The organism is Caballeronia glebae (genome assembly GCF_001545035.1).
In the GTDB taxonomy this organism is placed as follows: domain Bacteria; phylum Pseudomonadota; class Gammaproteobacteria; order Burkholderiales; family Burkholderiaceae; genus Caballeronia; species Caballeronia glebae.
The window spans coordinates 111,343-125,530 of record NZ_FCOJ02000018.1 but is presented as its reverse complement, the minus strand read 5'-3'; the positions used below and the strand labels follow the sequence as shown (position 1 = coordinate 125,530).

General features: G+C 61.2%; 14 protein-coding genes and 1 pseudogene. 6 read left to right on the top strand and 9 right to left on the bottom strand.

Annotation, left to right across the window (positions count from 1 at the left end; genetic code table 11):
* Positions 1–65: 65 nt before the first annotated feature.
* From AWB82_RS14965 to AWB82_RS14945, 5 genes and pseudogenes are all read right to left on the bottom strand, one after another.
* Positions 66–206: pseudogene (locus AWB82_RS14965) on the bottom strand (DUF2160 family membrane protein); the annotation flags it as partial.
* A complete protein-coding gene (locus AWB82_RS14960; protein ID WP_086968343.1) occupies positions 206–1,018 on the bottom strand; it encodes a carbohydrate ABC transporter permease in 813 nt (270 codons plus the stop codon). The pseudogene AWB82_RS14965 and the gene AWB82_RS14960, both read right to left, overlap by 1 nt.
* Positions 1,008–1,904 carry a carbohydrate ABC transporter permease gene (locus AWB82_RS14955; protein WP_086968342.1) on the bottom strand — a complete coding sequence of 299 codons (897 nt, stop codon included), beginning with the start codon at positions 1,902–1,904 and terminating at the stop codon, positions 1,008–1,010. Before AWB82_RS14955 ends, AWB82_RS14960 begins: the two co-directional genes overlap by 11 nt.
* Complete coding sequence (locus AWB82_RS14950) at positions 1,901–3,025, bottom strand: ABC transporter ATP-binding protein (RefSeq protein ID WP_086968340.1); 1,125 nt, start codon at positions 3,023–3,025, stop codon at positions 1,901–1,903. The genes AWB82_RS14955 and AWB82_RS14950 overlap by 4 nt, the downstream gene beginning before the upstream one ends.
* Positions 3,012–4,103, bottom strand: a complete 1,092-nt coding sequence (locus AWB82_RS14945; RefSeq protein ID WP_086968338.1) for an ABC transporter ATP-binding protein — start codon at positions 4,101–4,103, stop codon at positions 3,012–3,014. The genes AWB82_RS14950 and AWB82_RS14945 overlap by 14 nt, the downstream gene beginning before the upstream one ends.
* 18 nt (positions 4,104–4,121) lie before the next feature.
* On the opposite strand from AWB82_RS14945, the gene AWB82_RS14940 reads away from it, so the two are divergent.
* Positions 4,122–5,411: a methylmalonyl-CoA mutase family protein gene (locus AWB82_RS14940; RefSeq protein ID WP_235023295.1), complete on the top strand. Its 1,290-nt coding sequence runs from the start codon at positions 4,122–4,124 to the stop codon at positions 5,409–5,411.
* Positions 5,412–5,473: 62 nt separating this feature from the next.
* Here AWB82_RS14940 and AWB82_RS14935 read toward each other — a convergent pair whose 3' ends face one another.
* The 3 genes from AWB82_RS14935 to AWB82_RS14925 all read right to left on the bottom strand — a co-directional run bounded on the left by AWB82_RS14935 (position 5,474) and on the right by AWB82_RS14925 (position 8,887).
* Positions 5,474–7,129: a PHA/PHB synthase family protein gene (locus AWB82_RS14935; protein ID WP_407643004.1), complete on the bottom strand. Its 1,656-nt coding sequence runs from the start codon at positions 7,127–7,129 to the stop codon at positions 5,474–5,476.
* 172 nt (positions 7,130–7,301) lie between these two features.
* Positions 7,302–7,703, bottom strand: coding sequence for a phasin family protein (locus tag AWB82_RS14930; RefSeq protein ID WP_086968334.1), 402 nt, complete (start codon positions 7,701–7,703; stop codon positions 7,302–7,304).
* A gap of 338 nt (positions 7,704–8,041) precedes the next feature.
* Positions 8,042–8,887, bottom strand: a complete 846-nt coding sequence (locus tag AWB82_RS14925) for a DUF3667 domain-containing protein (RefSeq protein ID WP_086968332.1) — start codon at positions 8,885–8,887, stop codon at positions 8,042–8,044.
* 525 nt (positions 8,888–9,412) lie between these two features.
* Here AWB82_RS14925 and AWB82_RS14920 point away from each other — a divergent pair.
* Together AWB82_RS14920 and AWB82_RS14915 are read left to right on the top strand one after the other, a co-directional pair.
* The gene (locus AWB82_RS14920; RefSeq protein ID WP_086968330.1) at positions 9,413–9,655 is read left to right on the top strand and encodes an AbrB/MazE/SpoVT family DNA-binding domain-containing protein; all 243 of its coding nucleotides are present in this window, start codon (positions 9,413–9,415) and stop codon (positions 9,653–9,655) included.
* Entirely contained in the window at positions 9,652–10,074 is a 423-nt protein-coding gene (locus tag AWB82_RS14915) for a PIN domain-containing protein (RefSeq protein ID WP_086968328.1), read from the top strand. Before AWB82_RS14920 ends, AWB82_RS14915 begins: the two co-directional genes overlap by 4 nt.
* Before the next feature lie 316 nt (positions 10,075–10,390).
* Here the strand turns inward: AWB82_RS14915 and AWB82_RS38835 are convergent, their stop codons facing one another.
* Positions 10,391–10,513, bottom strand: coding sequence for a hypothetical protein (locus AWB82_RS38835; RefSeq protein WP_268811027.1), 123 nt, complete (start codon positions 10,511–10,513; stop codon positions 10,391–10,393).
* A 278-nt stretch (positions 10,514–10,791) separates the two neighbouring features.
* On the opposite strand from AWB82_RS38835, the gene AWB82_RS14900 reads away from it, so the two are divergent.
* Genes AWB82_RS14900 through AWB82_RS14890 form a run of 3 tightly spaced genes read left to right on the top strand, consistent with a single transcriptional unit; the run spans position 10,792 to position 14,183 of the window.
* Positions 10,792–12,204, top strand: a complete 1,413-nt coding sequence (locus AWB82_RS14900) for an MFS transporter (RefSeq protein ID WP_086968324.1) — start codon at positions 10,792–10,794, stop codon at positions 12,202–12,204.
* Positions 12,201–12,956 (top strand): maleate cis-trans isomerase family protein, encoded by a 756-nt coding sequence (locus tag AWB82_RS14895; RefSeq protein WP_086968322.1) that lies wholly within the window; start codon positions 12,201–12,203, stop codon positions 12,954–12,956. Before AWB82_RS14900 ends, AWB82_RS14895 begins: the two co-directional genes overlap by 4 nt.
* A 27-nt stretch (positions 12,957–12,983) precedes the next feature.
* Entirely contained in the window at positions 12,984–14,183 is a 1,200-nt protein-coding gene (locus AWB82_RS14890; protein WP_086968320.1) for a CaiB/BaiF CoA transferase family protein, read from the top strand.
* The last annotated feature ends 5 nt before the right edge of the window (positions 14,184–14,188 follow it).

The window sequence follows — 14,188 nt, the reverse complement described above, 5'->3', positions numbered from 1 at the left end:
GTCGCAACGACGTCGAAGGACAGATCCCAATGTTTATCGAGGTTTCAGAAGGAGGTGCACAATGAACGCCCCATTGCGATAGGCAGAAAGCCCTTGCGTTCATGAGTTGGCGAGCGCAGTTCCCATACCGTCATGCCGCCCAGCATGACGACTATGCAGGCGAAGAAGATCGCCACCTCGGGAGTCCAGTACATCCAGGTGAACATCACACCCTCCCCATCGCGAAGCCCTTCGCGATGTAGTTGCGCACGAAGTAGATCACCAGCGCGCCGGGAACGATAGTCAGCACGCCCGCCGCCGACAGCACGCCCCAGTCCATACCGGCTGCCGACACGGTCCGCGTCATCACGGCAGCGATAGGTTTCGCGTTGACCGAAGTCAGCGTGCGCGCGAGCAGCAGCTCGACCCAGCTGAACATGAAGCAGAAAAAAGCCGTGACGCCGACGCCCGACTTGATGAGCGGCAGGAAGATTTTCACGAAAAAAGCGGGAAACGTATAACCGTCGATGTACGCGGTTTCGTCTATTTCTCGCGAGACGCCCGACATGAAGCCTTCGAGAATCCACACGGCAAGGGGCACGTTAAACAGCATGTGCGCAAGTGCGACGGCAATGTACGTGTCGGTCAGGCCGACGCTCGAATAGAGCTGGAAAAACGGCAGCAAAAATACGGCGGGCGGCGTCATGCGGTTGGTGAGCAGCCAGAAGAACATGTGCTTGTCGCCGAGAAAGCGATAGCGTGAGAACGCGTACGCGGCAGGCAGCGCGACCAACACCGACATCACCGTGTTCATCAGCACGTAGATGATCGAATTGATGTAGCCCCAGTACCACGAAGGATCGGTGAAGATCACCTTGTAGTTTTCGAACGTCACGTGCTGCGGCAGCGTGGCGAACGTCGACATGGTTTCCTCGTTCGTGCGCAGGGAGATCGAAACCATCCAGTAAAGCGGAATCAGCGCGAACAGCATATAGACGATGAGCATCAACGTCCGCATCCAGCGGCGCTTATCCTGCATGGTCGTCTCCTTGCGCGGCGGGTCCACCTTTGCCCACGCGGCTCATCCAGTTGTAGAGAATGAAGCACAGCAGCAGAATGATCAGGAAATAGATCAGCGAGAAAGCGGCAGCCGGGCCAAGATCGAACTGACCGACCGCTTTTTGGGTCAGATATTGGCTGAGGAAGGTTGTGGAATCGCCGGGACCGCCGCCTGTCAGCACGAACGGCTCGGTGTAGATCATGAAGCTGTCCATGAAGCGCAGCAGCACGGCGATCATCAGCACGCCGCGCATCTTCGGCAATTCGATGTAGCGAAATACCGCAAAGCGGCCTGCGCCGTCTATTTCCGCGGCCTGATAGAAGGCGTCCGGAATCGCGCGCAAGCCCGCATAGCACAGCAGCGCGACGAGCGGGGTCCAGTGCCAGATGTCCATCACCAGCACGGTGATCCATGCAGCCGTGGGACTCGCCGTGTAGTTGTAGTCGAAGCCAAGACTATTGAGCCAGTAGCCGAGCAGTCCGATATCCGGGCGCCCGAAGATCTGCCAGATCGTGCCCACCACGTTCCACGGAATCAGCAACGGCATGGCAAGCACGATGAGTGTGGCCGATGCGCGCCATCCCGAAGCCGGCATCGAAAGTGCGAGGCCCACGCCCAATGGAATCTCAAACAGCAGAACGCACGCGGAGAAAATGACCTGTCTGCCGAGCGCTTCGCGCAAATCCGGATCGGTCATGATGTTGCGAAACCACTCCGTACCGACGAACACATGCTGCGTCGGGCCGATGATGTCCTGCACCGAATAGTTGACCACCGTCATCAGCGGCAGGATCGCGGAGAACGCGACGCAGATGAACACCGGAATGACCAGCAGCCACGCTTTCTGATTGACAGGCTTGTTCATCGCGCGGTCCCTTCGGAGACGCGTGTTTCGATCCTTTCGTCGTTGCAGAAGTACACAGTTTCAGGCGCAACGAGATGCAGCCAGGCAGGTCCGTCGACAATCCGCAAATGCGGTTCGAGCCTCGCATTGAAAATATGGCCGTCGCATTGCAAGGTAACCAGTTGATAGTTGCCGAGCTGCTGCGCGCGCAGCACCCGCGCGTGCACCGCGCCGGCTCCTCCTTCCTGCGAGAGGCGGACGAACTCCGGGCGAATCCCCAGTTTAAGCGCGGCGTTTGTCTGCTGATGCGCGCCCCGTAGCGTCGCAAGCGTGCCGGCGTCGAGCGGCAGGCGCTGCGAGCCGATTCTTGCGCCGTCGGCGTCGAGCTCGATCGGACAAAGGTTCATGCCCGGGCTGCCGATGAAGTAGCCAACAAAAGCGTGGTCCGGCCGCAGAAAAAGCGCATCGGCTCCCCCCTTTTGAACGATGCGGCCATTTGTCATGACCACGACTTCGTCGGCGAAAGTCAGCGCTTCTACCTGATCGTGCGTCACGTAGATAAGCGTGAGCTTGAGTTGCTGGTGGATCTTCTTCAACTGGCGGCGCAGCATCCACTTCATCGCGGGGTCGATCACAGTCAACGGTTCGTCAAAGAGGATCGCCGCGACGTCCTTGCGTACGAGGCCGCGCCCAAGCGAGATCTTCTGCTTGGCGTCGGCGGCCAGATTGCTCGCCTTGAGCGGCAGGTCGCGTGTCATATCGAGGATATCTGCGACTTCGTGCACGCGCTTGGTGATCTCGGCGACTGACAACTTGCGATTACGCAGCGGAAACGCGAGATTATCGAACACGGTCATCGTGTCGTAGACCACGGGAAACTGGAATACCTGGGCGATGTTGCGCTGACGTGCGCCGAGCGCCGTCACGTCGCGTCCGTCGAACAACACCTTGCCCTCCGACGGCTTGACGAGCCCCGAAACGATATTCAGCAGTGTCGTCTTGCCGCAACCCGATGGACCGAGCAACGCATAAGCGCCGCCGTCGTCCCAGACCATGCTCATGGGTTGAAGCGCGTAGTCGTCGACCGTCGCGGGGCTCGGTCTGTACGCGTGCGCGAGATTTCTAAACTCAATGCACGCCATGAGCTGCCTCCGGGCTGGACACCAGTTGGCTCTCTGCGCCGAACACAAACAGTTCTTGAGGGTCGATGAAAACGTCGAGCTGTGTGCCGAGCCCTATCTGATGCACGCCCTGCAACTGCGCAACCAGGTTGACCGCGCCGGTCAGCGTGCGCAAGTGCAGGTACGTTTCGGAGCCGCTCAGTTCTGCGAGTTCGAGCCGGCACGGAACGGCGATCGCATGAGCGGCCTTCGCCTGAAGGCGCAGATTCCCCGGCCGGATGCCGATGCGGCATGCGCCGTTCACTGCGGGACCGTGCTGGACTGGAACCTCCACGCCGATCGGCAGACGCGCCCGGCCGTTGCCGCAGTCGCTCGTCAGCATGTTCATCGGCGGGTCGTTGAAAATGGCCGCGGCCGCGACGTTGACCGGTGCGTTATACACATCGAGGGTGGGACCGAACTGCAGAACTCGGCCTTTATCGACGATCGCCGTATAGCCGCCCAGCAGTAACGCTTCGAGAGGCTCGGTAGTCGCGTAGACGACGGTGGTGTTGCCGCCAGCGAAAAGCGTAGCCAATTCCATGCGCAATTCCTCGCGCAGTTTGTAATCGAGATTGACGAGCGGCTCGTCGAGCAGCACCAGCGACGTACGCTTCACGAGTGCACGCGCGAGCGCGCAGCGCTGCTGTTGGCCGCCTGACAGTTCGCCTGGCCGCCGCTCCAGCAAATGATCGATATGCAGTTTGGCTGCGACTTCCCGCACGCGCCGGCGGATTTCAGCAGGCTCGGTCTTTTGCAGGCGCAAAGGCGAGGCGATGTTTTCGAAAACCGTCATCGCCGGGTAGTTGATGAACTGCTGATAGACCATCGCGAGGTTACGCTGGCGCACGCTGACGCCTGTCACGTTCTGTCCGTCGACGAGCACTCGGCCCTCGTTCGGCCTGTCCAGACCTGCCATCACGCGCATCAGCGTGGTTTTACCGGCCTGCGTGGGTCCGAGAAGCACATTGGTGGCGCCTGGGACGAGGCGCAAATCCACGTCGTACAAATACGGTTGCCCGCCAGAAACGACACTGACTCGCTCCAGTTCCAGGACCAAATCGCTCTCCTTTGCGGCGTGCGCGACGCCAGTCGCAGAGGCGGCGCTTCAAGGTGGCGTCAATTGGATTTCGCATGGATTACGTGCTGCAGTCAAAATGTCCCTTTTGTTGGTTTGCGTTTAAATCGGGGTAAACCTTATGACAGGAAGAAATGGAGAAATGGGCGGCGGGTTGGGGAAGATCGGCTCGCGCTGCCATCCGCATCCGCATCCGCATCCGCATCGGCCTCGCAACTCGCCCGCGACACGCAACTGATTCTTCAGCACGAAATGGGCTTGTGCGACGTGATCGATCCGTGGGCCGGCTCGTACATGATGGAATCGCTGACGGCGGAGCTTGCCGGGCGCGCGCGCGAAATGATCGATGAAATCGAGGCGGGCGGCGGCGCGCGCGAGGCGATCCGCACGGGCTGGGCTCGGCAGCAGATTCACGCAAGCGCGGCGGCGACGCAGGCGCGCATCGATACGGGGGAACAGATGATCGTCGGCATTAACGCCTTTCTGGCAATCGAGGCAGATGACGATGCTTCCGAATGTGTCGCAGTCGATGGCGAGCGTGTGCGCGTGCAACAGTCGCGCAGAATCGCCGACATCAAACGCCGACGCGACGAATATCGCGTGAACACCACGCTCGCGGCATTGACTCGCGCCGCGCACGACGATACCGGCAACCTGTTGGCACTGACGATCGACTGCATGCGCGCGCGGGCGACAGTGGGGGAGTGTACGCGTGCCCTTGAAGCAGTTTGGCCGCGCTATGTGCAGACATCGGGCGTTACATCGAATGCGTATGGAACACAATGCGCAGAGGACGAGGCATGGCGTGCATCGAGCGCACATGTCGCGCGACTCGCGAAGAAGCTAGGCAGAAAGCCACGCCTGCTGATGGCAAAGCTCGGACTCGACGGACACGATCGCGGCGCGAACGTGGTGTCAGCGGCGCTGAAGGACGCGGGCTTCGATGTAGCGATGAGCGGCCTGTTTGCGTCGCCGACGCGCGCAGCGAGGTTTGCCGGGGAAGAAAGATGCGACGTGATCGGCGTTTCGTCGCTTGCGGGAGCGCATGGAAGTCTGGTACTTCAATTCATGCGCGAGCTTGGAGAAACGGACGTATGTGCGCCGGTCGTCGTCGGCGGCATCGTGCCGGATAAAGACGCGCTTTATCTACGCAACTTGGGCGTGGCAGAAATCTTCGGACCGGGAACAACCGTACACGAGATCGTCGCGCGGCTCGTGCGACTGATTGGAACGAGCCGCTTCGGTGCGTCGGCCCGGCGCGTGCCAGAACGCAGACGCGTCCTCGGATAAGGGGCCCGCGAGATGGACGCGACCCCTCGGCCGTGACTCGGTTTCGGCGTGGTTATGAATGCTCAAGCGACCGTTGCCTTCAGTGGATGCTTTGCGACATAACGTCCCGGCGCGGGCTCGATCGGCACGAACTTCGCGCTGCCCAGTTTCTTCGGCGCGGCGACCTGCTCGCCCGCGTACGTTTGCAGCCACTTGCTCCAGTGCGTCCACCAGCTTCCCGGCTGTGAAGTGGCCGATTCGAGCCAGGCTTCTGGATCGTCGCCGAGCTTGCCGTCAATCCAGTAGGAGCGCTTGTTCTTCGAGGCAGGATTGATCACGCCCGCTATATGTCCGCTCGCGCCGAGCACGAACTGCGTCTCGCCGCCCAGGAGACGCGTCGACTGGTACGCGCCCCTCCACGGCACGATGTGATCCTCCTGCGTCCCGAAGATATAGCTCGGCATGTCGATGCGCGCGAGATCCACCGGCGTGCCGCACATGGTGAGCCGCCCCGACTGGCACAGATTGTTCTCCAGATACATGTTGCGCAGATACCAGGCATACATCGGCCCGGGCAGGTTGGTGCCGTCGGCATTCCAGTAGAGCAGGTCGAACGCCTGCGGCGAGCCGCCCTTGAGATAGTTGTCGACGACATACGGCCAGATCAGATCGTTCGCACGCAGCGTCTGGAACACGAAGCCCAGTTCGCCGCCCGAATAAATGCCGCCGCGCCCGATGCTCTGCTCGCGCTGCGCGACGCCTACCTCGTCGATGAACACGCCCAGGTCGCCGGGATCGCTGAAATCGAGCATCGTCGTGAGCAGCGTGAGGCTCGCGACCGGATCTTCGCCGCGCGCGCGCAGTACCGCCAGCGCCGACGATAGAATCGTCCCGCCAACGCACCAGCCGACCGTATTGACTTTGTCGGCGCGGCCGATGGCGCGGGCCACTTCAATCGCCTTGATCGCGCCGCTCTCGATGTAGTCGTCCCAGGTAATGTGGCCCAGTTCCTTGTCTGGGTTTCGCCACGACACGAGGAACACGGTCTGCCCTTGTTCGCACGCGAAGCGCACGAAAGAATTCGCCGGCTGCAGATCAAGGATATAGAACTTGTTGATGCATGGCGGCACGATGACGAGCGGCCGCTCGGCGACCTTCTCCGTGAGCGGCGCGTACTGAATCAGCTGAAACAGTTCGTTCTCGAATACCACCGACCCCTTCGAGACCGCCACATTGCGCCCCACTTCAAAGGCACTTTCATCCGTGATGGATATGCGTCCGCGCCTGAGGTCTTCGAGCAGGTTCGCGAACCCCGTGCGCATGCTCTTGCCCTGCGTCTCGATCGCGGTTTGCATCGCCTCCGGATTGGTCACGGCGAAATTGACCGGACTCATCGAGTCGATGAACTGGCGCGCGTAGAAGCGCAGCTTGTGCTTCTCCTTTGCGTTGATATCCGCGGCTTCGACCATGTCGTTGAGCAGCTTCGAATTGAGCAGGTAAGTCTGCTTGAGGAGGCTGTACCACGGATTGTCGTGCCAGGAATCCGACTTGAAGCGGCGGTCGCCGCGCTCCGGCTGAATGGCGGGCTCTGGCTTCTGGCCGGTCGCGCTCGCCATCATGCCTGCATAGAGCGCCATCTGCTGCTGCCAGTAGTGCGCCTGAGCCTGCGCGAGCGCCAGTGCGGGCAATGTCCTGCCGGACCCCGAACGCGAGTCGGCCGTGTTATCGGCCACGCCCATATAGGCTTCCAGCAGCGTCTGCCCGGATTTGAAAAACCCCCGGACGAACTCCTCCGGCATGTTGAACGGCGAGGCCATGTTGTCTCCCTGGGGCCATCGTCAAAAGCACGCCGCGCGCCTTGTCGTCAGACAGGGCGCGCAGAGGTGCGGGATTCCGACTGGATGAACTGCTCTATTTTCGCTGCAGCATCTTCTTTATTTCGTCTACGTGCTCGTTGGCGCGCTGCGTGATGTTCGCCATCGTGTCGGCCTGCGACTTGCGTGCGATTTCCGCGAGATCCTTGATGTCTTCGAGCGCTTTCACGCAGGCATTGCGCACGAATTCGTTTTGCTTGCCCGGCTCGCTGATGCCCGTTTTCGCCGCTTCCTGAATGTCCTGCATCGCGCGCGTGAGCATGTCGGTCTGCTTGCGGGCGAGTAGTTGCATGGACTCGTACGCGGTCTTGTTCGCTTCGACGATAGCCTCGATGTCTTTCTTGCGCGATTCGACCAGTGCCGACATGTCGACGCCGGGCACCTTGAACTGTTCGAGCATCCTGGTCAGATCTTCGAAGGGATTCTTTGGGTCAGCCATGACTGTCTCCTGGGTTGTCTGTGATTGCGGAGGGCTCGGATCGCGATGCTGGATTCGCGGAACGCTCGTGCGGTTCGCCGGTTTGTGGCGCCGTCGAGAACATGGCCTCGCGGACATCACTTTACGCCGTCCGGGCACAGCGTGCTCCGCGTGATTCATGCGTCATATCTACGAGTACGCTTCTCGAACGCTGGTCGCAGATCCGATGGAGTGCGATGCGTGAGGGCGTCGAACTCTCCAGCAACTGCTCCGATCTGCGAAAAATCGAATCGTCTGCTCGATCGCCACGCGCGTGCGCATTTATCTCGGGAAGGCGCTTTGCACAAGACGTTCCGTGGTTACGCTGTGTATAGCGTGATTAGAAAGATTGCGAATCGATAGCCAAGCACGATGAAGCCAGCCGTCAGCGCCAAAGCTGCCGCTTTTACGAGTCTTGTCATACCGTGAGAGCCGAAGACGGGGTTCAAAGCCACAAACACGTAGCCGCCACAGAGGCTTAGATTGATGATGGAAAGAAGGTTGTCGACGACGGGTGAACCGAGTCCGAGGCCGCCTAGACGGATCTCGATGGCCGCGACGGCGAGTGCGAGCGAGAACAGCAACAGCAAAAACGCATAGAGATGGAGCGAGAAATAGACGAATGTGACGAATGGCTTGCGCGTGCGGAAGAGGATCATCCGCAAGAGCAGAGTGAATGGAATCACCATGAGAATGATGAGTGACTTGGCATTGAGCACCGCCGCACGGTCGAAAATGGACGTGTACTGAGGCAGGTCCGTCCGTAGTTTCGCAACGCGTTCGGCCACCAACGACCGCGCTAGCGGACTCCAGTCCTGAAGATAAAGATGGGACTGCAGAGTCGAGCCGAAGACCTGAGTGTCGGTCAGCGACTGCATCGCGAAGAAGAACGCGTTTGCGATGAGAAACAGTTGGAACGGCGGTACAAAAGGCATGCGCTTTCCATTCAGATGCGCGACTGTCAGCTCGCCTGGATGACGTAGCAAAATCCAGATCGTGCGAAGCAGGCGCCCGTCGATGGTCGTCGCCGCGTGCAGGACCTTCGCTCCGATTCCGCGCAGGGTAAGGTCGGGAGGCCGGAGCGGGCTCTCGCCGCACATCGGGCAGAACGGTGTGGTGACGTGATTTGCGCACGTCGGACATATCCAGGGTTCGGTCGCAGACATGACGTCCTCCGTTGGACCGCTTGTACACATGGACTAACAGAGTCGATGGTGAGCCCTGCGGCGGTGTCATCTGCGCGATGCAGCGACGAATCTCACCCGTCAAGGGGGGCGCTCCGGGCTCTGCGTCATAGAAGCAGTTTGCGCCTCTCGGGACACCCGTGCCGTTTTGTGACGCGTCGGGAACTAGAGGGCGAACGGCTCGGCACATTCTCTTTCCGGGCGCCACCGAACCTGTCAGCACCCTGGCCGCCCGGCACGGCGTCAACCGCCCCGGGGCTTTGTTCCGAAGGGTCCGAATTTCCATGCTATGTACGCACAGTTCCGTCGGCGACCCAATGAATTCGCGCCGACTACCGCCGCCATGCCAACGGCGAATTTACTTGCGGGCAGCGGTGATAGCCTCCTCGACCACCTCGACCACCTCAAATGACTGCACCCCGGAACATACAAGGCCGCACCGTCCAACTTGAAAAAAAAGAATTCCTGGATATACAATCAAAACTATGTGTATCCAAGGAGTTAATCATGCAGGTCGCAAAATGGGGTAACAGTCTTGCCGTGCGGCTGCCAGCCAGCGTCGTCGACGCCCTCGACTTGAAGGAGGGAGACGACATCGAGATTTACGCTCACAACTCCGGCGTGTTCTCGGTAATGAGAAAACCGACCGTCGCAGAACGGATCGAGCGCCTGCGGCAATATCGGGGACGACTACCTGCTGACTTCAAGTTCGATCGGGAATCGCTCAGTAAGCGGGATACCTCGGAATGACAGTCGCGGCACCGAACCGATTTGCCGTTGATAGCAATGTGATTGTCTATTTGTTTTCGAATGAGGCTGCGAAGGCTGACAAAGCTGAGGCGTTGGTGACTGGCGGGAAGTCGAAACCAGTCATCAGTACCCAAGTGATGAACGAGGTCACGCTCGTTATGAGCCGGAAGATGTCACTTTCGTGGCCGGAAATCGAGAGCATTCTGGAAGATGTCGAGGTGCTTTGCGAAGTCGTGCCGCTGACTCTCGAAGTTCACAAAGAAGCACGCCGAGTCGCAGCGCACTACGGATTCAGGTTCTATGACTCTTGCATAATCGCATTCGCGTTGCTCAACGATTGTGAAGTTCTCTACAGCGAGGACATGCACCACGGTCAACTTATCTTCGACCGGTTGACCGTGATAAACCCGTTCTCTTGAACGCGCCCAAGATGTTGCGGTCGTTATTGAGTGCTGAGCCGCCTGCAGATCTCCCGGATGGTGAAGGTCCTCGAACCGCGACGGATCGTATCCGGCCCTCTCCAGCGCGGCCGGCTCGCTCTGGTTGCGCTGGAAGATGGCGGGCGCGTGATCTCTGAGTGCGGCGAGATTGCGGCAGTGCGTCGGGCTCAGATGCGTCGACGCGCTACGTAGCAGCCATCCGCTGAACGAGCCTTCCATCCCCGTTCCCCTTTCGTTAGCCGGCTTCAATCGGCGATTCATGCCGTCATCCGGCCTTGTGGACGGCCGACTGCGGTTAATTCTCGATCTCGATCTTGTCGACGAGGCCGATCTGAATCTCCAGCCAGTCGATATGCTCTTCTTCGCATCCAGCAGCCCGACCAGGATCTCCCTGGATTACTTTTGGATCGCCTTGCATCGCAGTCGTCCCTTCAGGTTGCGTCGGCTCCTGACCGCACAGACGCTTGACCGCGCCAGTCGCGCAATGAGATTCAACGTCAACGCGGATGAACGAAACGGATCAACCACTAAAATTGTGTACAAAACTAGGTGGATTCCCGAGTAATCATCGGAATAGCTGCATCACGCCCAAAGAATTGTGTACATTTAGTCCGTCCGAGGCTCGATGACCGCAGATCGCGAACTGGCATCGAGCGCGACCCGGGCAGCACAAAAACACATGGCGGAGACAGCGAAATGACAACGCAAAGTGTCATGGCGGGACCGAGACTCGACCGGATGCCGCTATGCGGCTTTCACACCCGGATGTTATGGCTCGTGGGTGGCGGTCTGTTTCTCGATGGATTCGATGTCTATCTGGCTGGCGGCGTTCTCGGCTCGCTGATCAAGAGTGGCTGGTCGACGCTGGCGATGAACGCGTTCTTCGTCACGGCGACGTTCGCCGGCATGGTCGTCGGCGCGTTCCTGTCGGGCGTGCTCGGCGACCGCTACGGCCGGCGCTTCTCGTATCAGGTCAATCTCGCCATCTTCGGTGTGGCGTCGATCGCGGGCGCGTTCGCGCCTTCGATGGAATGGCTCATCTTCTTCCGGATGATCATGGGGGTCGGGCTCGGCGCGGAACTGGCGATCGGCTTCGCGACGCTCAGCGAATTCGTGCCGGCGGCCAAGCGCGGCCGCTGGATCGCACTGCTGGCGCTGATCGCCAATGCGTCGCTGTTCGCATCGTCGCTGCTCGCGTGCATCATCATTCCGAGCTTCGGCTGGCGCCCGATGTTCCTGATCGTCGGCGTGGGCGCGGCGATCATCTGGATACTGCGCAAGAAGATGCCGGAGTCGCCGCGCTGGCTTGAGGACCAGGGCCGGTTCGCGGAGGCCGAAGCCGTGCTGCAAAGCATCGAGCGGGAAGCCGCGCGCACGACGGGCAAGACCCTGCCGCCGCTCGCGCCGGTCGCGACCGCCGCGCCGGCACAGAAGCGTCAGTCGATATTCGTGCTGTTCACCCCGGCCGTGATTCGCCGCACGTTTCTCGGCGCGACCTTCAGCGTGGTGCAGGGCCTGTCCGTGTACGGACTGGTTGGCTGGCTGCCGAGCTTCTTCGTGAAGGAAGGCGTGAGCGTGGCGTCATCGCTCGGTTATACGACGGTGATGAGTCTCGGCGGTCCGCTCGGCGCGCTGATCGGCTTCATGCTGTCGGACCGCGTCGGACGGCGGCCTCTGATGGTCGGCGCATCGGCATTCACGGCGCTGTGCGCGTTCATCTATCCGCTCACGATCCATCAGACGCCGCTGTTGCTGCTCGTCGGCCTCCTGCTGGTGACGTCGATCTTCGTCTGGCTCACGATCGGCTACACGCTCCAGACCGAGCTCTTCGCGACCGAATATCGGCTGCGCGGCACGGGCTTCTGTCAGACCATGGGCCGGCTCGTCACCGCGTTCGTGCAGTTCATCGTGGTGTCGCTGTTCACGTGGGGTGGCGTGACCGCCGTGATTACCTCGCTGGCGGGCGTGCTGGTCGTGCAGGCGCTGATCTTCCTCGTGGCCGGCATCGAGACCAAGCGCAAGCCGCTCGAAGCCCTCACGCCCGAAGCCGCCGACGGAGCCGCCTACGCCCCCGAGATGGCGCTCAACGCGGAGGGCAAGACGCGATGAGAGATTTTCTCGGCTCGCGCTGCATGTTCGGCATTCCGACGCCCTCGGTCAATACGTGCGTGCAGCCCGAATGCGACGACATGCGCCCGCGAGGTGTAACGAATCACATCGCGCGGATGCACGTGCCCGATCTGGCGGTGCGCTCGGACGAAGACTTCGAGCGCGGCATCGAGGCGCTGTTCGGCGCGCTCGATAACGCCGTCGATCAGGTGATGACCTGCGGTCCCGATCATCTGATTCTCGGTATCTCGGCGCTGTCGATCTGGGGCGGCAGCCGGGCCAGCTCGGACGCGCTTAAGGCGCGCATCGCGGCACGCGCGAACAAGGACGTCGGCGTGACGCTCGCGTCGGACGGCGTGCTCGAAGCGCTCGCGGCGCATGGCGTGAAGCGGCGCATCGCGATCGTCGAGCCGTATTACCCGGTGATCCAGAAGCATCTGCAAGCCTTCTTCGGCGAGGCCGGTTTCGAGGTCGTGAAGTTCAACCACCTGCAGGGCAAGCAGTTCACCGGCTACACGAAAGTGAGCGCGCGATACCTGATCGATGCGCTGCGCGACACCGACACACCGGACGCCGAAGCCATCGTCCAGTTCGGCGCGAATCTGCCGATGGCCTCGCTCGCCGACGAAGCCGAGCGCTGGCTCGGCAAGCCGGTGATCGCGGTGAACATCGCGAACTACTGGCATGCGCTGCGTCACAACGGCATCGACGACAAGCGGCAGGGCTGGTCGGCGCTCATGTCGCGGCTCTAAAGACAATCATCGGAAACAGGACGACGGATGAAAGCCCTCTCGGATATCGTCATGCTCGACTTCACGCACATGTTGTCGGGTCCGTACGGAACCATGCTGCTCGCCGATCTGGGCGCGCAGACCATCAAGATCGAGCCGCCGGGCGCGGGCGAGGGCACGCGGCGGCTGCTCGCGAACGACCCGGATCATTCCATCGACGGCATGGGCGCGTACTTCCTCACGCTCAACCGTAACAAGCGCAGCGTGTGCATCGACCTCAAGACCGACCGCGGCCGCGCGCTCCTGCTCGAACTCGTGCGCCAGGTCGATGTCGTTTTCGACAACTTCAGCAGCGGCGTGATGACGCGGCTCGGTCTCGGCCACGAAGCGCTCGCGAAGATCAATCCGCGGATCGTGACGTGCTCGGTGACGGGCTTCGGCGAGAGCGGTCCGGCGCAGCATCGTCCGGCGTTCGATCTGGTCGCGCAGGGCATGGGCGGCGGCATGTCGATCACCGGCGAGGAAGGCGGACGGCCGATCCGCGCGGGCATTCCGATCGGCGATCTCGGCGGCGGCCTGTTCGGCGCGATCGGCGTGCTCGCGGCGCTGATGGCGCGTCACCAGACCGGCCGCGGCCAGCACGTCGACGTTTCGATGCTCGACTGCCAGGTGTCGATGCTCAATTACATGGCGACCATGTACGCGATGTCCGGCAAGAACCCCGAGCCGCTCGGCAACCGCCATTTCGTGCACGTGCCCTACGACGCGTTTCGCACCTCGACGCGCCATGTGATCGTCGCGGTGTTGACGGACAAGTTCTGGGAATCGCTGATCGATCTGCTCGACATCGAGGAACTGCACGATCCGGCGTACAAGAGCCAGCCGGGCCGCTATGCGGCGCGCGAACGCATCAACGCGCTGGTGCAGCAGAAGTTCGAGACGAACACGTGCGAATACTGGCTTGAGCAGCTCTCCGCGCGGCGCATTCCGTGCGCGCCGGTGAACGACTTCGAGCACGTGCTGAGCGACGAGCAGGTCCGCAGCCGAAACATGTTCGTACCGGTGCGCGCGCCCGATGGCCGCATGGTGGAAATGCCCGGCAATCCGGTGAAGCTGTCGGAGACGCACGAAGACACGTACACGCCGCCGCCGACGCTCGGCGAGCACACCGCCGACGTGCTGTCGCAATTCCTCAAGCTGAGCGAGGCCGATCTCGCCGCGCTTGCCCGCGAAGGCGTCATTCAGTGAGGCGC